Raw genomic sequence first — 20,301 nt, forward strand, 5'->3', positions numbered from 1 at the left:
TAAAAGTTTCTTGCTATTAAATTCTAACCACCAAAAATGATAAAGTCCAAAGCCGATTACAAATACTATATAGAAAGAGATAGAATTGCCCTAAACGTTAAATCTAATACGCTAAAGAGTAAGGTAATTGGCGTCATTTCACCAAATCCTATATATACCTTTCAAAAACGAATGCGTAAGTTAGAGTTTTACACTAATTGTAAGAATAAAGGTTTAAACAAACTATATGTAGCATATCTAAAGTATAAGTTCAAAAAAATATCGATAAAGCTTGGTTTCTCAATCCCTATTAATGTTTTTGGGCCTGGATTATCAATTGTTCATTATGGTACAATTGTTATAAATAAAGCAACTAAAGTTGGTGCTAATTGCAGAATGCACGCTTGTGTGAATATTGGTGCTTCTGGTGGTAATCCCCAAGCACCTCAGTTAGGTGATAATATTTACATAGCACCTGGCGCCAAAATTTACGGAGATATTTCAATAGCAAGTAATACTGCCATTGGTGCTAATGCTGTAGTAAATAAATCTTTTGAAAAAGAAAACACCGTAATTGCTGGTATTCCAGCAAAAGTCATTGGTGATGTGGATATTAGTCAAATTATAAAACATCTTTAAATGTATCAAAACCCAAAAAATAAAATTGCCTTTAAAATAAGAAAGTTTATTTCTGACATTTACAGAGATTCTGAAATTGGCTACTCAATTCTCAGACCTTTTTATAAACTATATGAACTCGGACTCAGAATTATGCCAGATGAGTTTATCATAAAAAGAAGTTTTAAAAAGCACATGGGCTATGATCTCAATTTAGACAATCCAAAAACTTTAAATGAGAAAATAAACTGGCTAAAGCTCAATAACAGAAGGCCTATACAAACCATATTGGCAGATAAATATAAAGTGAGGGAGTATGTTAAAAATAAGATTGGCGATAAGTATTTAATACCTCTTTTATTTGAAACAAAGAATGTTAAGGATATAGTTCCAGAAAATTTACCAGAGGCGAATTTTATTATAAAAGCAAACCATAACAGTTCTGGCGGTCTAATTGTTAGAGACAAGTCAAAAGTAGATTGGAAGAAAGCTCAGAAAAGATTTAAGCGATTACTTAGAGAAAATCATTATTATAGTACTATAGAGTGGCAATATAAAGATATTGAACCTAGGATTATTGTAGAGCAATTATTAACCCATGATGATGGCAGTATACCCGAGGATATAAAATTTCATTGTTTTAACGGTAAGGTCGGTTTTATAATGGTAGATTTTGATAGGTTTGGTGAACTAAGAACACGAAATCTTTATGATTCAGATTGGAATTTGATTCCCAGTAATTGGGGAAGGCCCAATGGGAGAAATATGGAAAAACCTTCAAATCTTGATGAAATGGTAAAGGTTGCAGAAAAATTAGCTGAAGACTTTGCCTACATTAGAGTTGATCTTTATTTAGTTAAATCTCAAATTTATTTTGGTGAACTAACATTTTATCATGCCTCAGGTTTTCAAGCGTTTTATGAAATGGAATCCGATAGAAAGTTTGGGGATATGCTGGACATTTCAGCCTTAAAAAACAAATCTAAAAAATGAATGAAAAAATAAAAGTCTTTTTTATAATACCTACTCTGTATGGAGGTGGTGCCGAGAGAGTTGTCTCATACATACCGCAGTTTATTAATAAACAAAAATTTGATGTTGAATTAATAATAATTGGGTTTGAGAAAGATAGCACCTACCCTGTATCTGGTATTCCTGTGAGGTTTTTAAATAAGAAAAGAGTATTGGATTCTATATTTGAAATTATAAAAATTTTCTCAAAAGAAAAGCCGAAAATTGTTTTTAGCACATTGTCGCATCTTAATGTAGCGATGGGTTTTATCTCATTGTTGTTTCCTAAAATTAAATTTATTGGCAGACATACAATAGTTAACCAAAATCCAATAGCATTAAGTAATAAAAAAGAAAGTTTCTCAAAAAGAGCAATACAAAAAATATATAGAACAGGAACGAACTTACTTGATATTGTCTTATGCCAATCAAAGGATATGTATGACGATATGGACAACAATTATTATAAAGTTCCAAAAATTAAACGTAGGGTAATCCATAATCCATTAAGGAATAACTTTGAATTAAAACCCCATACTCATGATAGTGAAGGAGTTAAACATTTCATTACTGTTGCGCGCTTAGTACCTATGAAAGGACATGAAAGAATTTTAAGGGCTATAGCTAAGCTAAATTATCCATTTATATATACTATCGTAGGTGACGGAAAAGAGAGAGAAAATATATTCAATATTATTGAGGAATTAGGAATTAGTGATAATATAACACATATACCATATACAAATGAAGTTTCAAAATATCTTTCAGAGAGTGATTTTTATTTAATGGGGTCATATGCAGAAGGCTTTCCTAATTGCTTAATAGAAAGTTGTTCAGTGGGTACGCCAGTAATTGCATTCAATGCGCCTGGTGGATTGAATGAAATCATCGAGAATGGTGTAAACGGCTTTTTGGTTAACAATGAAAAAGAATTTATAGAAAAATTAAATTATGTGCAAAAATGGAACCCAGAAAAGGTTAGGGAATCTGTATATAAAAAATTTAATCTAAAAAAAATTATTGATGATTATGAAAACTTGTTTATTGAAGTTTTAGATTAAATTCATAGCCAAGGCATTAACCTGTTTACGAAATATAAAATGAAAACAATAAAAAAAATAGCTAAAAATGTACTAAAGAAGGGTGAAAAGTATATTTATCATAAAGAACATAACCTTGAGGCTTTCAGAATGATGAGGCTCACAGAAAGCTATAAAGGTAAACTCACCAGTAAAAACAAAAAATTATGTACCGAGTATGCTCTAGATGTTTTTGGCCATAAAAAATATGCGCCATGGCTTATGTCTTATTGCTCTTTCACAAACGAATTTAAAGAAGGTTGGATTCCAGATAACTATTACGGTGAATTTGTTGTGCCCCATTATAAGGGTGATTACGGAAAGATCTGTGATCGATCTTCGATTATAAACAAAGTTTTAAATGACAAATATTCTTCAGATATAGGATATTTTATTAATGGATTGTTATTTAATCAAATAAATGAAGTACTTGCCCCAAACAAATTCAAAGATCATTTATTTAAAAATGAAGAGCGTATAGTTTTTAAAATTGAGAATTCCCTACAAGGTAAAGGCGTATATTTTTTTGACAAAAATACCTTTGATATAAATAAAATCAGAAAACTTGGAAACGGTGTCTTTCAAAGATTTATAATCCAACATTCTTTTTTCAACCAATTTAATGACTCTGCATTGTCAACAATTAGACTGACTTCGGTTTGTGACGATGATGGAAAAATTGAAGTACGGGCAGGTTATTTTAGATTTGGCCGAAAAGGTGACTCACATGTTATTTCCTCTCGTCAGATGAGAATACCAATAGATATAAAAAATGGGTGCTTATGGAATATACGATTGGCCTTCTATCCAAAAAGTGAGTTTACAGAAAAGTTACCCGACTCTGATATAGACTTCCCAGGAATGAAATTACCGGTCTTTGAGCATTGTATATCAGAAATAAAAAGACTTCACGCTCTTATTCCATTTATTCGCTGTATTGGTTGGGATGTAATTGTTGACAATAATAATAATCTTAGAATTATTGAGCTAAATGGAGGACATAACGGAATAACCTTTAATGAAATGGTGCAAGGACCTTGTTTTAGAGATCTAGGATGGGAAAAATTAAATAAAAAACAAAACTTATCATAACTGACAGGTATTCAATTTTTCACATAAGCCCTATAAGAAAAGAATACTTAAATTTTTATGAATTAAAATCTAAATGAAAAACAAAGTAAAGGTCCTTTTTATAATACCTACTCTGTTAGCTGGTGGTGCCGAAAGGGTAATGTCATATGTTTCACAAAATCTAGATAAAAACAAGTTTTATAGTACATTAGTTGTTATAGGTTTTAAAAAAGACAATAAATATGATATAGAAGGAATTACAGTACGCTATCTCAATAAAGATAGGGTAATGAGTGCTGTTTTTCCATTAATGAAAATGCTCAGAAAAGAAAAACCCCAAGTAATAATAAGTGCTATTTCGCATCTAAATATTACCATGGGATTGATTTCTGTCTTTTTCCCTAAAGTCAAATTTATTGGTAGGCATACAATCGTAAGTCAAGATACCGTAAAGCTTAGAGTTGAAAAGAAAACTTCAGCCAAAAGAAAAGTGGTGAAATCTTTTCAATTTGCCTACAAACTACTTGATATTATCTTATGTCAATCTAAAGATATGTATAATCATATGAGGGATGAGTATCATATACCTCAAGAAAAACTAAGAATTATCAATAATCCTATTACCGATAGCTTTCAAATTAAGCCTAACCCCAAACTCAAATGCAATATTATTAAATACATTACAGTTGCTAGGTTAAAAAAGTCTAAAGGGCATCAAAGGATTCTCAATTGTTTGTCAAAATTAGACTACCCTTATCAATATACCATAATAGGTTCTGGTCCAGAAAAAGATAACATCTTTAAGCAGGCCAAAGAGCTAGGTATAGAAGATAAAATTTCGCATGTACCATATACTAATGAAGTTTCAAAGTATCTATCAGAAAGTGATTTTTACTTACAGGCTTCATATGCCGAAGGTTTCCCGAATTGTTTAATAGAAAGCTGTTCTGTCGGAACACCTGCTATTGCTTTTAAGGCACCTGGTGGACTTGATGAAATTATAGAAGATGGTCTCAATGGTTTTTTAGTTGAAACTGAAGAACAATTTGTAGAAAAATTGAACCATAAGCAAGATTGGTATCCTGAAAAAATCAGGGAATCTGTCTTTTCAAAGTTCAATAAAGATAAAATCATTCAAGATTACGAAAATTTAATAACCAGCGTAGTAAGTTAAAATAGTAATTTATAAATTTTAATTAGGTCGACAACAATTCCCTAAGTTGTACAATAAAATGAGTGCTAGAAAAATAATTTCAAATTTTTACAGAAAATCAACATTGGGTTATTATACTATTAAAGTTTTTTATGAAATCTATATTCTAGGGTTACGTCTATTGCCAGATGAATTTGTGGTAAAAAATGCTTTTAAAAGACATATGGGCTACTCTTTAGACCTAAAAAATCCAAAAACTTTAAATGAAAAATTAAATTGGCTTAAATTGTATGACCGAAAAGAACTTTATACCACAATCGCTGATAAGTATGCTGTCAGAGGTTATGTAAAGCAAAAGATAGGTGACAAATATTTAATCCCATTGTTTTTTGAAACCAAAAACGCAAAAGACTTAATTCCAAAAAATTTACCGGATTCTAACTTCATCATAAAAACTAACCATGACAGTTCTGGTGGTCTCATTGTTAGAGATAGCTCCACAATCGACTGGAAAAAGACCCAAGAAAAGTTTAGTAGATTACTAAAAGAAGACCATTATGTTGTTACCAGAGAATGGCAATATAAAAACATAACTAGGCGCATTATTGTAGAGCAACTATTAACCACAAAAGAAGGCAATATACCTTATGACTATAAATTTTTATTTTTTAATGGCAAATTAGCATTTATAATTGTAGATATCGATAGATTTGAAGCTAACAGATCAAGAAATCTTTACGATAGTAAGTGGAACTTATTACCTTTTGAATGGAAAAGACCAAAAGGTCCTCATATAGAGAAGCCTAAAAACTTTAAAAAAATGAAAAAAATTGCTAAAAAATTAGCTAGAGATTTCGTTTGTTTAAGAGTAGATATGTACAATATAGACGGAAAGATATACATTGGGGAATTAACATTACATCATTCCTCTGGTTTATCAAAATTTGTTCAAGAAGAGTATGATTTTAAGTTAGGAAAACTGTTAAACATAGAAAATCTACAATTATCGAGAAAATAAGTATAGTATATTAATTGTTGTTATGTTTGGCACTAATATGCATAATATCAACAAGATATTTATTTTATGACCCCAAATCAGAAAAAAAATATTACCATCCTAAGCATATCACTAGCAAGTGGTGGTGCTGAAAAAGTCATTAGCTTACTCTTAAAAGAGCTTAGGCACGATTACAACGTTACTCTAGTGCTATTTCATAAAGTTTTGCACTTTCCTGTGCCAGACGGTGTTGAAGTTTTCGCAATGAGTAATAAAAATGCTGATAGACCTTTCTACAAGAAGTTCTTTGATTCTATTAATTTTATTTTCAGGTATTACCGTTTCATCAAAAAGAACAACATAGAAATCTCAATTTCATTTTTAGCATTTCCTAATTTAATAAACGGAATTGTAGCAACATTCAATAAAAATGTAAAAACAATTATTAGCGAAAGAGGTTTCCCTTCGGATAATGTAACTAGTAAGTTGTCCTTCTATATTTCTAAGATCTTCTACCCTATTTTATACAATAAATGTGATAAATTATTTTCTAATTCGGTCTACATTAATGATGATTTAAAGAATAATTTTGGTATTAAAATTCCTATGGAGGTTATTTATAACCCAATAGAATTACCAAGTAATACAATACATCCTGAAAGCCTGAATACTAAAACGGATAAGCTAAAGCTTATTACAGCAGGTACCATCAACAAAAGAAAAAATCAAATCATGGTCGTTAGAGCCATAAAGGAATCTAAATTAGATTATGATTTTTCTATTCTTGGTGATGGCGATTTAAGAGACTATTTGACCGAAGAGATAGTGAATCTGAAATTAGAAGACCAAGTTACACTTAAAGGAAGAGTTAAAAAGGTAAATGAGTATCTCATAAATAGCCAATGCTTTGTACTCTCTTCGTTTACAGAAGGTTTTCCAAATGCCTTAATTGAAGCTATGGCTATTGGTTTGCCCAGTGTTTCAACCAATTGCTTGTCTGGTCCGTTAGAATTACTAAATGAAAACGAACCCATTAATATAAAAAACGGCGAATTTTACATAGGCAAATACGGTTTATTGGTAAATAACGATGACCATATTGGCCTAAGCAAAGCTTTAGACTATTACCATCAAAATCCTGCTGAAAGAGAACGCTTTAGCCATCTGAGCTTAGAACGTGCAAAAGCTTACGAACTAAAGTCAATTTACAGCCAATTCAATCAATTTATTAAAAGCTAAAGTATATGTGCGGAATTAACGGACTTATAGATAAAACCAAGATGAGTAAAGACAAAATGTCTTCTATACTTAACGCTATGAACGACCTTATCATTCATAGAGGACCTGATGAAGATGGTGTTTTTGCAGAGCAGAATGATAATTGCACTGTTGGTATGGCCATGCGTCGTCTATCAATTATAGATTTATCTTCAGGTAAGCAACCTATATTCTCTGATGACAAACAGATTGTCATTGTATTTAATGGTGAAATCTATAACTACAGAACTATAAAATCTAGATTAGTGTCTGAAGGGGTTACTTTTCATACCACTAGTGATACGGAAGTTATTTTAAAGGCCTACGAAAAATATGGTGTAGAATCCTTTCAATGGCTAGATGGCATGTATGGTTTTAGTATATATGACAAAAACATTAATAAACTATTTATAGCTAGGGATTTCTTTGGTGAAAAACCATTGTACTACACACAAAATGAGAGTCAGTTTTTATGGGCCTCAGAATTAAAATCTATCATAAAAACTATTGATTATAAGCCAAATATCTCAAAAAAGGGGTTAAATCTTTATTTTAGATTAACCTACATACCTGCACCATATACGATTTATGAAGATATTCACAAGCTAGAAGCCAATCACTATTTAGAATACGATTTAAGCTCCTTTGAATATAGTATCCATAAAATTAACGATGAACCCTTACCAAAAACTGCCAATATTTCTTTTGAAGATGCTAAGGCAAAAACAAGAGAACTGGTTTACAACAGTGTAGATAGCAGGTCCATCGCAGATGTTGGTTTAGGTACATTTTTGTCTGGAGGTGTAGATTCGTCTATTGTATCGCTTTGTTTGTCTCAAGCAACAGACAAAAAGATTGATACCTTTTCAATAGGTTTTAAAAAAGCATCTTATGACGAAACCGACAAATCTCGTGTGGTTGCTAAAATGTTAGACAGTAATCATCATGAATTTATTATAGATGAAGATGATTTAAAGCACAATATCCATGAGATTCTCGTTAATTTTGATGAGCCTTTCTCAGATACTGCAGCCTTGCCTACACATCTACTTTCAGAAAAAACTAGAGAGCACGTAACTGTTGCTTTAACTGGAGATGGTGGTGATGAAGTGTTTGGCGGTTACAATAAGTATTATATAGGCAAAATGAACAAGAGGTACACAAGTGTTGTACCTAAAGTACTTCATGAAACTATTGCTAAGCTGAGCAACAAATACCTAATCAATAAAGATGATACGCGTGGTAAAAGATTTCAAATTAATAAGCTACTAAATGCTATTAATTACGAAGGAGATTTTTATTGGGACATCATTTCGCTAGCTAATACGAGTAAACTTCTATCAGAAATAATGAACGACGATTATTACGATAGTGATTTATTTCAAGAATATAAAGAAGTTTTAGGTAAGCAAAAGATTGAAAGCCTTACAGATTTTAGGCTTGTAGACAAAATCTTAAGTCTTGAAGGTGGTATGTTAGCAAAAGTGGACAGAACCAGTATGCTAACCTCTTTAGAATGTAGAGCACCATTTTTAAACAAGTCTATTTGGGAGTTCACCAACACTTTACCAGAGAGCTACCTAATGAAAGGCTGGAACAAAAAGTACATTCTAAAAGAAGCGTTTAGGGATCAATTCCCACAAGACTTTTTAGAAAAAGGCAAAAGTGGATTTGGCTCACCTACTGGCGATTGGCTTAGACAAAGTCTGCGACAAGAATTAGAAAGTTATATAGAACCACAAATGCTCAAAAAACAAGGCATTTTTAAAGTAGACGTTATAACCAAATTGGTTCAAGATCATCTTGACAGCAAGAAAGATAGTACCTTCAGAGTATGGTCTTACTATTGTTTCCAAAAGTGGTATAAATTTAATTTTCTAAATGAAAACTAACAAAATGCAAAAGAAAAGAGTACTTATTATAGCATCCTTTGCTGGTTCTTTAATTCGATTTAGAGGTGATTTCATTAAAAGCCTAGTTGCTAATGGCTTTGAGGTTTTTACAGCGTCACCTAGTTATACCGAAGAGGACTTACAATTAATAAAAGAGCGTGGTGCACATCCAATAGAGTTTAACCTGCAACGCACAGGTTTAAACCCTTTCAAAGATTTTAAATCTATTTTAGAATTGAAATCTATAATGAAAGAAAACAAAATAGATTTAGTATTTCCTTATACCGTAAAACCTGTAATCTATGGGTCATTAGCAGCTAATATGATTAAAGTTCCGGTAATTTCATTAATCACAGGATTAGGCTTTGCATTTACTGGACTTACACGAAAAGCAAGGATTTTACAGCGCTTTAACGAAACATTATACAAGCTTTCAATTAGAAAAAACAAGTTTATCGTCTTTCAAAACAAGGATGATTATCAATTGTTTTTAGATCGTAAAGTAATTTCAAAAAAGCAACCTGTAGCTTTTGTGAGTGGATCTGGTGTAAACCTGAATGAATTCACTTTCAAAGAAAAAAGTCCGACAGATAGAGTTAGTTTTTTACTTATTGCCAGGTTAATCAAAGAAAAGGGTATTGCACTATACATGGATGCTGCAAGAGCACTGAAGCCAAAATATCCAAATACTGAGTTTCATGTTATTGGTGCCCTAGAAACCTCACCTAGCGCAATCAGTGAAGATGAATTGCATGAATTACATGAGAAAAACATCATCGTTTTTCATGGTAGACAAATGGATGTAGACAAACACCTTCACCAAAGAGATATTTTTGTACTACCGAGTTATTACAGGGAAGGCATACCAAGAACAACTCTTGAAGCCCTCGCTTGTGGAAATCCAATAATTACCACTGATTCTGTAGGTTGTAGAGAATCCGTTAAAGATGGTGTTAACGGAAAATTGATCGAACCTCAAAATTTAGAGGCTTTGATTAATGCTATGGAATTCTTTATTACCAATCCTGATAAAATAAAGGAAATGGGAATCAATAGTCGTAAATACGCTGAAGAACGTTTTGATGTAAACATAATTAATAATGATTTAATTGAACTAATCAATAAATCACTTTAATAAAAAGTCATTACTTTACACTAAACTTATAGTACAATATAATACAAATAACCAGCAAATAATCAACCAATTATGTATAAGTTATTTTTTAAAAGATTGATCGATTTTATAATTGCTTTAATTGGATTGATAATCCTATCACCAATCATATTAACAATTATAATTTTATTAGCTATTGCCAATAACGGTAAACCATTCTTCTATCAACAAAGAACTGGGAAACATGGGAAAATTTTCACTATTGTGAAACTTAAAACCATGAATGACAAAAAAGATCCCGATGGTAAGCTCTTACCAGACCACATTAGAATTACAAGAGTTGGTGATATCTGTAGACGATATTCATTAGATGAAATCCCACAGCTTTTCAATATGCTAAAAGGAGATATGAGCTTAATTGGCCCACGTCCTTTACTCCCTAAATACCTTACTCGTTATACGAAAGAACAATTTAGAAGACATAACGTCGTCCCTGGAATAACAGGCTGGGCACAAGTTAATGGCAGAAACGCCATAAGCTGGGAAGAAAAATTTGAGCTAGATAACTACTACGTAGATAATCAGTCGTTCATATTAGATTGTAAAATCTTTCTCAAGACGATACAAAATGTCATTGGCAAAAAAGATATAAATTCATCGTCAAATCAACCTATGCCAGAATTTATGGGCACTGAAGGTAAAGCCTAATAATAAAGAGCATTCCTATTATTTGAGACGTCCTTAAATCTTTAGTATCTAAAGTATTGAGTCTAAAATTTAACAACGTAAATATTTACCTTTTATCGTCTTTATTTGGGACAAGCAATAATAATAATGCATCTTTAGACCGATTTTAGATCGTGTCCCAAATCCCTCTAAGACATGAAATTGAGATAGTAATTATTAATTACTTAAACAATTTTACTTATGAAACCGAAAATATGGTTGTCTTCACCTCACATGAGTGGAGCCGAACAAACTTACATAAAAGAAGCTTTTGATACCAATTGGGTAGCACCATTAGGCCCTAACGTAACTGGTTTCGAAAAAGACTTAGAATCTTATCTAAAAGAAGAAATACATGTTGCTGCATTAGCATCTGGAACTTCTGCCCTTCACTTAAGCTTGATATTATTAGGAGTTACAACTGGTGATGAAGTTATTTGCCAAAGTAAAACATTTTCTGCATCTGCAAATCCAATAGTTTACCAAGGTGCCACACCTGTTTTTGTAGACAGCGAGAAAGACACTTGGAATATCTGCCCTACCCAATTAGAAATTGCTATTAGAGACCGAATTTCTAAAGGCAAAAAGCCAAAAGCAATCATTGCTGTACATCTTTATGGTATGCCATATAAAGTAGATGAAATTCATAGTATCGCCAATAAATATGAGATTCCTGTTGTTGAAGATAGTGCAGAATCTCTAGGAAGCCACTATAAAGGTCAAAATTGCGGAACATTCGGAGATTTATCTATTCTTTCCTTTAATGGAAATAAAATTATAACCACATCAGGTGGTGGTGCTTTAGTAACTAGAACTGAAGCTCAAAAAAAGAAGGCCGTTTTTTTAGCAACTCAGGCCAGAGATAATGCTCCTCATTACCAGCATACTCATATAGGTTACAACTACAGAATGTCTAATATTGTTGCAGGCATAGGAAGAGGTCAAATGACCATTTTAGATAGTCATGTTGAAAAGCGTCGTTCTAATCACGAGTTATACTATAATACTTTTAAAGACAACGATCAAATAACTTTTTTACACGAACCAGAAGGTCATTTTTCTAACCGTTGGTTATCATGTATTCAGCTTGACTCATTTGAAACCAGGGAGGGTTTAAGGCTGGCTTTAGAAAAAGAAAACATAGAATCCAGACCATTGTGGAAACCGATGCACCTACAACCTATTTTTAAAGATGCTCCCAGTTACTTAAATGGTGTTTCGGAAGAGTTGTTTGACAGAGGGCTATGTTTGCCTAGTGGGTCAAACTTAAGCAAAGAAGAATTGGATAGAGTAATTTTAGCTATAAATACGTATTTTGCAGCATGTTAGAAAAATTTCTAAATAAAATATCTAAGAGATATGCCTCTAAATGGCTAGTGCTACTATTTGACACTATGGTAGTAGCGGCAGCTTTTTTCTTGGCTTATTTAATTAGATATAACTTTATGTTAGATTTTGATTTTTCTACCCTTCTAAAGCAGATACCATACGTTATGATTGTGGCTGCAATAAGCCTAATAGCAGTAGGAACATACAAAGGCGTAGTAAGATTTACAGGTTTTAAAGACATTATTAACGTTGTCATTGGTGCCAATATATTAGCGACGATACTTATTTGCTGCACCTTTTTGAGCAGAAAGATATTGAATGATAACAGTATCTTTAATATATCAGGATCAATCATTTATATCCATTTATTATTAAATATACTTTTTTTAATCGGTGCTAAATTATTTATCAAATCATTATATAACCAAATTACACAAGACGTTCATAAAACAGCTAACGTTCTTATTTTTGGTGCTGGCAATTCAGGAATGTTAACCTATGATGCTATCCAAAATGACACCAAAAGTGGATTTGAAGTTGTTGGTTTTATTGATGATGACGAAAGAAAAATAGGCAAAAAAATAAACTTAGTTACAGTTTATGGCCTTTCTGATATTGATGAAGACTTTATAAAAAAGAATGAAGTTGAAGATGTAATTATCTCAATACAAAATATTGATCCCTCAAGATTACTTCAAATAACAGGAAACTTGTTTAATCTTGGGCTTAAGGTGAAAATTGTACCACCAGTTCAAAGTTGGATAGACGGCGATTTAAGTGTAGGACAAATAAAGGAGGTTAAAATTGAGGATTTATTAGGAAGAGATCCTATAAATATCAAGAACCCTGACCTAATTGACCAGTATGACAATAAAGTTATACTCATTACAGGTGCTGCAGGCTCTATTGGTAGTGAAATTTGCAGAAAAGTAAGTCTTTATAATTATAAGAAACTTATCCTTGTGGATAATGCAGAGTCGGCTCTATATGACATACAACAAGAGTTTAGACAACAAGGCCTCGATAATATTGACGCCATAGTTGCAGATGTTAGAAACAAAACAAGAATAGATCAAATATTCAACCAACATAAACCTAAAATTGTTTTTCACGCTGCAGCCTATAAGCATGTTCCATTGATGGAAAACAATCCTTTTGAAGCTGTTAGTGTCAATATTGGAGGTACTAAAAATGTAGTTGATGTTGCAGTAAAGCACAGTGTTGATAAGTTTGTTTTGATTTCAACTGACAAAGCTGTAAACCCTACTAATGTAATGGGAGCAACTAAACGTATTGCTGAGTTATATGTATCATGTCTAAAAGGTAAAGGTCATACTAAATTCATAACAACTCGTTTTGGTAATGTACTGGGCTCTAACGGTTCTGTTATTCCTCTTTTCAAGAAACAAATTGAAAAAGGAGGCCCTCTAACAGTAACCCACAAGGAAATAACACGTTATTTTATGACGATTCCTGAAGCATGCCAGTTAGTGTTAGAAGCAGCAGCAATGGGTAATGGTGGTGAAATTTTTGTATTTGATATGGGTGAGCCTATCAAAATTTTCAACCTTGCTAAAAATATGATTATACTTTCGGGTTTACGTTATCCAGAAGATATCGATATTAAAATTACTGGTTTACGACCTGGAGAGAAAATCTACGAAGAATTGTTAGCAGATGGCGAGAATACCAAGAAAACCTATCATGAAAAAATCATGATAGCAAAAACCAGACATGTAGACACAGAAACTGTTGAAAAACAAATCAATAAATTAACTAGTATTAATTCCTTAACACAGCCATTAGAAATTGTATCGTATATTAAAGCATTAATACCAGAATATATATCTAACAACTCTACATTTGAGGTTTTAGATTCAAAAAAATAACCAAATATTACCAAAACTACTACTAAATACAAAACCATGAAAACACGCAACCTTGTACTTCAATTTATAGCTATTTTAGTTTTGACTTCATGTGGGTCTAGAAAAAATATTGTTTATTTTCAAGATGAGCCAATTGAAGACGGTGTTTTAGTTTCAGAACCAAAACCAATTATATACAAACCAGACGATATCTTAACCATTAATGTATCTGCGCTAGACCCTGATACCGTAAAGCCTTTTAATCTTCAAGTGGTCTCTAATAATGATACTAATTTAATGAATGCTAATGGCCCTAGACAATTTCAGTCTTACCTCATAGATTATGATGGAAATATTGATTTTCCTGTATTAGGAAAGTTAGAAGTCGCTGGTTTAAATCGTACAGAATTAACAGCTATGTTGGTTGAAAAAATAAGTGAATATGCAACCAATCCAATCGTTAATGTTAGGTTATCTAACTTTACAATTACCATTCTAGGAGAGGTTAGAAACCCTGGAACATTTACCATTCAAGATGAAAGAATCACTGTGTTAGAAGCTCTTGGACTTGCAGATGATCTTACTATATTTGGAAAACGTAAAAATGTTTTACTTATCAGAGAGGTTGATGGCAAAAAGAAATTTGCCAAAATAGACTTAACCTCTGTGAATGCTGTAAATTCACCTGTATATTATCTTCAGCAAAATGACGTTATCTATGTTGAGCCTAACAATGCAAGGATTAGATCATCAACTTATAATCAAAACAATAGTGTATTAATTTCTGCTATTGGCACACTTACTACTATTATCGCAGTATTCTTAGTAAGAAATTAAGAAGGCAATTACAATTTATGAAATCCAACACATCAACTGTAGACTTAAAACAAACTTTAGAATTATTCCTTTCATACTGGAAATGGATTCTTCTTTGTGTAATAATTGCTTTAATGCTTGGTTTTACCCATCTGCGTTATACAGATTATGAATACAAGGCAAATGCAACCATAAAAATCAGAGACGAAGAGCAATCACAAAAGTTGCCAAGTTTAGACGATGTAAAGACTGGTGGATTATTTTCAGGTGGTGCAGACAAAATCAAAGATGAGATTAGAGTCATAAGGTCTCGTGAAATAGCTGAAAACATCATTAAAAAGCTAGATCTTAATATTAGGTATTATGCCGATGGTAAAATAAAAGAAAAGGAATTTTACAAAAATGCTCCTATCAAAATAAATTTTTATGAGAGTGACTCTATCATTGACAGAATAAGCCAAGAATTATTCATTAAAATAAAATCACCTACTCAGTACCTACTTTTTAATGAAAAAGAACAGTCTGTTTTCGATGATAGAGAAGATACAGATGGTAAACTATATGATTTTGGCGAAAAAGTTGATACCCCTTATGGAGGTTTTTACATAGTACCAAACGATGGTAAATATGCTCCAAAAACTGGAACTAATATAAAAATTGCGATAATTCCTGTTAGAAAGCTAGTTAATCTATACACTAAAAATGTAGCTATTACAACTGAAAAAGGTTCTAGTGTAATGGGCTTAGAGTTAAAAGAAACTGTTGCAAAAAGAGCTGTTGACTATTTAAACGAACTGATTAAAGAATATAATAATGATGTACTTAAAGACAAAGAAGAAGTTGTTAAAGTAACTTCAGATTTCATTACAAATAGACTTCAAAAGGTTTCGCAGGAATTAGAAGAGGTTGATTACACTGCTGAAGAGCTTCAAAAAAGAAATAACCTAACCGCTTTAGGCTCGCAAGCAGACCTTAACCTACAAGCAAACAAACAACTAGAACAGCAAATTGTAAGTACTTCCATTAATATTGAAAAAATTTCATACCTACAAGAAGAGATTAAGGCAGAAGGCAGAAGTAGCGACATGCTTCCTGCTGATGTTGGTATTGGTGATGCTTCAACAGCCCAAATGATTGCTAGCCATAATGAATTAGTTGCTGAGCGAAATAGAATACTAAAAAATTCTAGTCCGAAAAACCCTGTTATCATAAACCTTAATGATCAAATAAATGCTATCAAGTCTAATATAGAACGTTCACTGAGTAATATGAAGCAAACTTCTGAACTGACTTTAAATAATTTGAACAAGGAAAATTCTAGAATTCGTGGTCAGCTTTATGCTGCTCCAACAAAAGCAAGACAGTTTAGAGATATTAAAAGACAACAAGATATTAAAGAATCTTTGTACTTATATCTCTTAGAAAAACGTGAGGAGTCCGCCATTAGACTTGGTATGTATACACCTAACGCTAAGATCATTGAGAATGCTTATTCATCTTACTTGCCTATTGCTCCTAAGCCCACAATAATCTATATGGCCTCTCTTATTTTGGGCTTAATGATACCTATTGGAATAATTTATCTAATCGATCTTTTAGACTCTAAGGTTTACAATAAGAATGATTTAACAAGCATATTGGATGTGCCTTATTTAGGAGATATTCCTAAAACTTCGAAAAAACAAAAACTTATTAAGCGTGTTGACTATTCACCTAAAGCTGAAGCTTTCAGAATTATCAGGTCTAATATCGATTTTATTCTTAGGGATTTAAAAGATCAACAAAAAAGGCTTTTTGTAACTTCCACAAAAGCCCAAGAAGGAAAATCTCATACCAGCACTAATCTAGCTAGCTCAATATCATTTTCAGAAAAGTCTGTACTTTTAATAGAAATGGATATCCGTGTTCCTAAAATAATAGATTATTTAGGGATCAGTGAGAAACCTAGCAAAGGCTTATCAGATTACATAGTTGATAATTCTATAAAACCTCAAGATATTGTTGTAAAACATCCTGAAAATAAATTTTTAGACATAATTCCTTCCGGAACAATTCCACCAAATCCATCTGAATTATTGATGAGTCCTAGAGTTGCTGAACTTTTTAAATATTTTGAAAAGAAATATGATTATATAGTTGCAGATACATCTGCTGTAGGTTTAGTAAGTGATACTTTATTGATATCTGAATTTGCAGACCTATTTATCTATGTAGTAAGTGCCGACAATGTAGATAAAAGAAGACTAGTTAGTATAGCTCAACCATTATACGAAGATAAACGACTTCCTAAAATGACAATGTTACTAAATGGTGTTAAGCCAGGCAAAAAAGGCTATGGCTATGGCTATGGATACGGTTACGGAAACAATCCTAATCGTAAAAAGAAATGGTATAGTTTTTCTTAACTAAGAAAAAGAGTTAAATTTTATAAAACGCCTTATCGCATAGATAGGGCGTTTATAATTTACGTCTTTTCTTTTCCGTTTTCAATAGGGTTAACTCCCTATTGGTCTGCCCTGCAACTGAGGTGTTCTCCTCTGCCCTTCTAATAAGGTAAGGCATTACATCTTTTACTGGTCCAAAAGGAATGTATTTAGCGACATTGTAACCCTCTGCAGCTAGATTATAGCTTATATGATCACTCATTCCATATAGCTGACCAAACCAAACATTATTATCTTCTTTATTGATATTGTATTTTCCCATCAGCTCCATGGCTAAATAGCAACTTTCCTCATTGTGTGTACCAATAAAAACCGAAATATCATTTATGTTTTCTAAAATATAAGTAAGTGTGCTATTAAAGGTATCGTCAGTATCCTTTTTGTTATCACAAATAGGTGATTTATATCCCTTTTCTTCGGCCCTATTACGCTCTTTTTCCATGTAAGCACCACGCACTATTTTTACCCCAATATTAAAACCATCATTCTTTCCATGTTCATGTAAAGCTTTAAGATAATCCAATCTATCCCAACGATAGCACTGAAGCGTATTATAGACAATCGTTTTGCCCTTATTATATTTACGCATCATATCTTCCACCAGATCATCAGCTGCATCTTGCATCCAACTTTCTTCGGCATCGATCAAAACCTCTACATCCTTTTCTTTTGCTAGTTTACAAACCGAGTCAAATCTACTTACAATTCTATCCCACTCTTCTTTTTCTGATGAAGTAAATTCTTTTCCTTCTGTTTTCTTTTGATACAACAAAAATCTTCCAAATCCAGTTGGTTTAAATACTACGATTGGCATAGCATCTCTTTCTTCACAAAATTGAATGATTTTTAAAATCTTTTCAAGTGCATTATCAAACTCCTCTTCTACTTCTTTACCTTCAACCGAATAATCCAAAACAGAGCTAACGCCTTTAGTGTACAATTTATCTATAACGGATAAACAATCCTCCTCATTAACACCTCCACAAAAATGATCAAAGACGGTAGAACGTATTAAACCTTCCACGGGCAAATTAGCCTTTAGGGCAAAGTTTGTAGCTGCAGTGCCTATGCGAACTAGCGGTTGAGAAGAAATCATTTTAAACAAGAAGTAAGCACGCTCTAATTCAGAATCAGATTTTAATGCAAAGGCTGTCGCTGTATTTTCAAAGAGAGAACGATTAATCATGTGTTTTAAAAGTAAATAATGCAAATATATTTAATCCTTCGCTTATTTTTTTCTAAAAAAAGGGAGTATTTTCGCTGCAAAAACCGAGGAATTACCAAAATGAAATCCATAAAGACAAAAAATTCAATTGTTCATTTTAATGATAATGCTTACCCTGAACTTAATGCGTATATAAAATCAACGAATCCATCCAAAATATTTGTTCTAGTAGATACAAATACACATGACGCCTGCTTACCTAAGTTTTTGTCCAAAGTTGAATCTGGTGATATTATTGTCGAGGTTATGGAAATGCCTGAAGGCGAAGATCATAAAACCATAGATATTTGCACAGGTGTATGGGAAGCTATGTCCGAGTATTATGCGGACAGAAAAAGCCTTATGATAAATTTAGGTGGCGGAGTTGTCACAGATCTTGGTGGTTTTGTTGCTAGTACATATATGCGTGGTATAGATTACATTAATGTGCCTACATCTTTATTGGCAATGGTAGATGCTTCCGTTGGTGGTAAAACAGGTGTAGATCTTGGTAATTTAAAAAATCAGATAGGTGTTATTAGCGAAGGTGGAATGGTTTTGATCGACACTTCATTTTTAGAAACATTACCAAACAATCATATGGTTTCCGGTTATGCTGAAATGTTAAAACATGGTTTGATTAGTAATAAATCTTATTGGAATAGTCTTGTAAATTTTGAGAATTTAGATGGTTCTGCTTTAGACAGCATGATTTATGATTCTGTTATCATAAAAAACAATATAGTATCTGAAGATCCAACAGAAAAAGGCCTTCGGAAAGTTTTAAACTTCGGACATACTCTAGGCCATGCCGTTGAAAGTTACTTTTTAGGCAATGGTGACAAAGTTCCTTTGTTACATGGAGAAGCCATTGCTATAGGCATGTTACTGGAATCCTTTATCTCTACAAAAACAGTTGGCCTAAATAATAAAGAGCTTGAGGAAATTGAAGAAGGAATTTTAAAAACATTTACAAAAGTAGAAATTACTGAAAATGACCAAAAAGCCATTATAAATCTATTGAAATATGACAAAAAAAACAGTCATGGCATAGTAAATTTTGTGTTATTGGAGGCAATTGGCAAACCAAAAATAGACTGTGAAGTTGATAATAAAATTATATTTGAAGCATTTAACCATTATAACTCTTATTAAAAATAAAAACCCCTTAGCTAATACCAAGGGGTTTTTGTTTTATGATTTTTAATCTTTTACTCCTACATTTCATTGAATATAGTGTGCATAAGACGTTTTTTATCGTTTATACTTTCCTCTAACGATATCATGGTCTCTGTTCTATAAACTCCTTCTATATCGTCTATTCTAAAGATGATATCCTTAGCATGCATTGTGTTTTTAGCTCTAATCTTACAGAAGATATTGAATTTTCCTGTGGTGATATGAGCTACAGTTACAAAAGGTATAGTTTCAATACGTTCTAAAACAAACTTAGTCTGTGACGTATTTTGAAGAAAAACACCGACATAGGCAATAAAAGAGTACCCTAATTTTTTATAATCTAAAGTCAAAGAAGAACCTTTAATGATTCCTGCTTCTTCCATTTTCTTTACACGTACATGAACCGTACCTGCAGAAATCAATAATTTTTTTGCTATATCCGTAAAAGGAATACGCGTATTATCAATAAGCATATCCAGTATTTGGTGGTCAACTTCGTCTAATTTAAACTTTGCCATAATCGTATAATATTTAAACTTTATGCAAAATTAAAGTATTTTTATT

At 32.2% G+C, this 20,301-nt stretch carries 17 protein-coding genes; 15 read left to right on the plus strand and 2 right to left on the minus strand.

The genetic code is table 11. The features are described 5' to 3' along the window. Positions 1-36 precede the first annotated feature (36 nt). The 14 genes from ACPX19_RS12840 to ACPX19_RS12905 all read left to right on the plus strand — a co-directional run bounded on the left by ACPX19_RS12840 (position 37) and on the right by ACPX19_RS12905 (position 17,315). Positions 37-618, plus strand: coding sequence for a serine O-acetyltransferase (locus tag ACPX19_RS12840; protein WP_426430417.1), 582 nt, complete (start codon positions 37-39; stop codon positions 616-618). Then, on the plus strand, positions 619-1,590 hold the full coding sequence (locus tag ACPX19_RS12845) for an ATP-grasp fold amidoligase family protein (RefSeq protein WP_426430418.1): 972 nt from the start codon (positions 619-621) through the stop codon (positions 1,588-1,590). Next, positions 1,587-2,669, plus strand: a complete 1,083-nt coding sequence (locus ACPX19_RS12850) for a glycosyltransferase (RefSeq protein ID WP_426430419.1) — start codon at positions 1,587-1,589, stop codon at positions 2,667-2,669. The genes ACPX19_RS12845 and ACPX19_RS12850 overlap by 4 nt, the downstream gene beginning before the upstream one ends. Before the next feature lie 39 nt (positions 2,670-2,708). Then, the gene (locus ACPX19_RS12855; protein ID WP_426430420.1) at positions 2,709-3,779 is read left to right on the plus strand and encodes a sugar-transfer associated ATP-grasp domain-containing protein; all 1,071 of its coding nucleotides are present in this window, start codon (positions 2,709-2,711) and stop codon (positions 3,777-3,779) included. Between the two features lie 73 nt (positions 3,780-3,852). Continuing rightward, positions 3,853-4,932, plus strand: coding sequence for a glycosyltransferase (locus ACPX19_RS12860; protein WP_426430421.1), 1,080 nt, complete (start codon positions 3,853-3,855; stop codon positions 4,930-4,932). A 58-nt stretch (positions 4,933-4,990) separates the two neighbouring features. Then, positions 4,991-5,929 carry an ATP-grasp fold amidoligase family protein gene (locus tag ACPX19_RS12865; protein ID WP_426430422.1) on the plus strand — a complete coding sequence of 313 codons (939 nt, stop codon included), beginning with the start codon at positions 4,991-4,993 and terminating at the stop codon, positions 5,927-5,929. Between the two features lie 66 nt (positions 5,930-5,995). Then, complete coding sequence (locus ACPX19_RS12870) at positions 5,996-7,147, plus strand: glycosyltransferase (RefSeq protein WP_426430423.1); 1,152 nt, start codon at positions 5,996-5,998, stop codon at positions 7,145-7,147. Positions 7,148-7,152: 5 nt separating this feature from the next. Beyond that, positions 7,153-9,057 (plus strand): asparagine synthase (glutamine-hydrolyzing), encoded by a 1,905-nt coding sequence (asnB, locus tag ACPX19_RS12875; RefSeq protein ID WP_426430424.1) that lies wholly within the window; start codon positions 7,153-7,155, stop codon positions 9,055-9,057. 4 nt (positions 9,058-9,061) lie between these two features. Continuing rightward, positions 9,062-10,192 carry a glycosyltransferase family 4 protein gene (locus ACPX19_RS12880; protein WP_426430425.1) on the plus strand — a complete coding sequence of 377 codons (1,131 nt, stop codon included), beginning with the start codon at positions 9,062-9,064 and terminating at the stop codon, positions 10,190-10,192. Between the two features lie 72 nt (positions 10,193-10,264). Continuing rightward, positions 10,265-10,879: a sugar transferase gene (locus ACPX19_RS12885; protein ID WP_426430426.1), complete on the plus strand. Its 615-nt coding sequence runs from the start codon at positions 10,265-10,267 to the stop codon at positions 10,877-10,879. A gap of 219 nt (positions 10,880-11,098) precedes the next feature. Then, positions 11,099-12,226, plus strand: a complete 1,128-nt coding sequence (locus tag ACPX19_RS12890; protein WP_426430427.1) for a DegT/DnrJ/EryC1/StrS family aminotransferase — start codon at positions 11,099-11,101, stop codon at positions 12,224-12,226. Beyond that, entirely contained in the window at positions 12,220-14,115 is a 1,896-nt protein-coding gene (locus ACPX19_RS12895; protein WP_426430428.1) for a polysaccharide biosynthesis protein, read from the plus strand. Before ACPX19_RS12890 ends, ACPX19_RS12895 begins: the two co-directional genes overlap by 7 nt. A gap of 36 nt (positions 14,116-14,151) precedes the next feature. Next, entirely contained in the window at positions 14,152-14,931 is a 780-nt protein-coding gene (locus ACPX19_RS12900) for a polysaccharide biosynthesis/export family protein (protein WP_426430429.1), read from the plus strand. Positions 14,932-14,948: 17 nt separating this feature from the next. Next, positions 14,949-17,315, plus strand: coding sequence for a GumC family protein (locus ACPX19_RS12905; RefSeq protein ID WP_426430430.1), 2,367 nt, complete (start codon positions 14,949-14,951; stop codon positions 17,313-17,315). 52 nt (positions 17,316-17,367) lie between these two features. On the opposite strand, the gene ACPX19_RS12910 is transcribed toward ACPX19_RS12905, so the two are convergent. Continuing rightward, positions 17,368-18,540, minus strand: a complete 1,173-nt coding sequence (locus ACPX19_RS12910) for a proline dehydrogenase family protein (protein WP_426430431.1) — start codon at positions 18,538-18,540, stop codon at positions 17,368-17,370. Positions 18,541-18,639: 99 nt separating this feature from the next. Between ACPX19_RS12910 and aroB the strand changes: the two genes are divergently transcribed. Then, positions 18,640-19,713: a 3-dehydroquinate synthase gene (gene aroB, locus ACPX19_RS12915; protein WP_426430432.1), complete on the plus strand. Its 1,074-nt coding sequence runs from the start codon at positions 18,640-18,642 to the stop codon at positions 19,711-19,713. A gap of 62 nt (positions 19,714-19,775) precedes the next feature. Here the strand turns inward: aroB and ACPX19_RS12920 are convergent, their stop codons facing one another. Further along, the gene (locus ACPX19_RS12920) at positions 19,776-20,255 is read right to left on the minus strand and encodes an Lrp/AsnC family transcriptional regulator (protein WP_426430433.1); all 480 of its coding nucleotides are present in this window, start codon (positions 20,253-20,255) and stop codon (positions 19,776-19,778) included. Positions 20,256-20,301 lie beyond the last annotated feature (46 nt).

Source organism: Winogradskyella sp. HB-48 (genome assembly GCF_049942685.1).
Lineage (GTDB): Bacteria > Bacteroidota > Bacteroidia > Flavobacteriales > Flavobacteriaceae > Winogradskyella.

Excerpts from the sequence above, each read along its gene's own strand:
- ACPX19_RS12840 (WP_426430417.1), top strand. The coding sequence starts at position 37 with ATGATAAAGTCCAAAGCCGATTACAAATACTATATAGAAAGAGATAGA.
- ACPX19_RS12845 (WP_426430418.1), top strand. The coding sequence starts at position 619 with ATGTATCAAAACCCAAAAAATAAAATTGCCTTTAAAATAAGAAAGTTT.
- ACPX19_RS12850 (WP_426430419.1), top strand. The coding sequence starts at position 1,587 with ATGAATGAAAAAATAAAAGTCTTTTTTATAATACCTACTCTGTATGGA.
- ACPX19_RS12855 (WP_426430420.1), top strand. The coding sequence starts at position 2,709 with ATGAAAACAATAAAAAAAATAGCTAAAAATGTACTAAAGAAGGGTGAA.
- ACPX19_RS12860 (WP_426430421.1), top strand. The coding sequence starts at position 3,853 with ATGAAAAACAAAGTAAAGGTCCTTTTTATAATACCTACTCTGTTAGCT.
- ACPX19_RS12865 (WP_426430422.1), top strand. The coding sequence starts at position 4,991 with ATGAGTGCTAGAAAAATAATTTCAAATTTTTACAGAAAATCAACATTG.
- ACPX19_RS12870 (WP_426430423.1), top strand. The coding sequence starts at position 5,996 with ATGACCCCAAATCAGAAAAAAAATATTACCATCCTAAGCATATCACTA.
- asnB (WP_426430424.1), top strand. The coding sequence starts at position 7,153 with ATGTGCGGAATTAACGGACTTATAGATAAAACCAAGATGAGTAAAGAC.
- ACPX19_RS12880 (WP_426430425.1), top strand. The coding sequence starts at position 9,062 with ATGCAAAAGAAAAGAGTACTTATTATAGCATCCTTTGCTGGTTCTTTA.
- ACPX19_RS12885 (WP_426430426.1), top strand. The coding sequence starts at position 10,265 with ATGTATAAGTTATTTTTTAAAAGATTGATCGATTTTATAATTGCTTTA.
- ACPX19_RS12890 (WP_426430427.1), top strand. The coding sequence starts at position 11,099 with ATGAAACCGAAAATATGGTTGTCTTCACCTCACATGAGTGGAGCCGAA.
- ACPX19_RS12895 (WP_426430428.1), top strand. The coding sequence starts at position 12,220 with ATGTTAGAAAAATTTCTAAATAAAATATCTAAGAGATATGCCTCTAAA.
- ACPX19_RS12900 (WP_426430429.1), top strand. The coding sequence starts at position 14,152 with ATGAAAACACGCAACCTTGTACTTCAATTTATAGCTATTTTAGTTTTG.
- ACPX19_RS12905 (WP_426430430.1), top strand. The coding sequence starts at position 14,949 with ATGAAATCCAACACATCAACTGTAGACTTAAAACAAACTTTAGAATTA.
- ACPX19_RS12910 (WP_426430431.1), bottom strand. The coding sequence starts at position 18,540 with ATGATTAATCGTTCTCTCTTTGAAAATACAGCGACAGCCTTTGCATTA.
- aroB (WP_426430432.1), top strand. The coding sequence starts at position 18,640 with ATGAAATCCATAAAGACAAAAAATTCAATTGTTCATTTTAATGATAAT.
- ACPX19_RS12920 (WP_426430433.1), bottom strand. The coding sequence starts at position 20,255 with ATGGCAAAGTTTAAATTAGACGAAGTTGACCACCAAATACTGGATATG.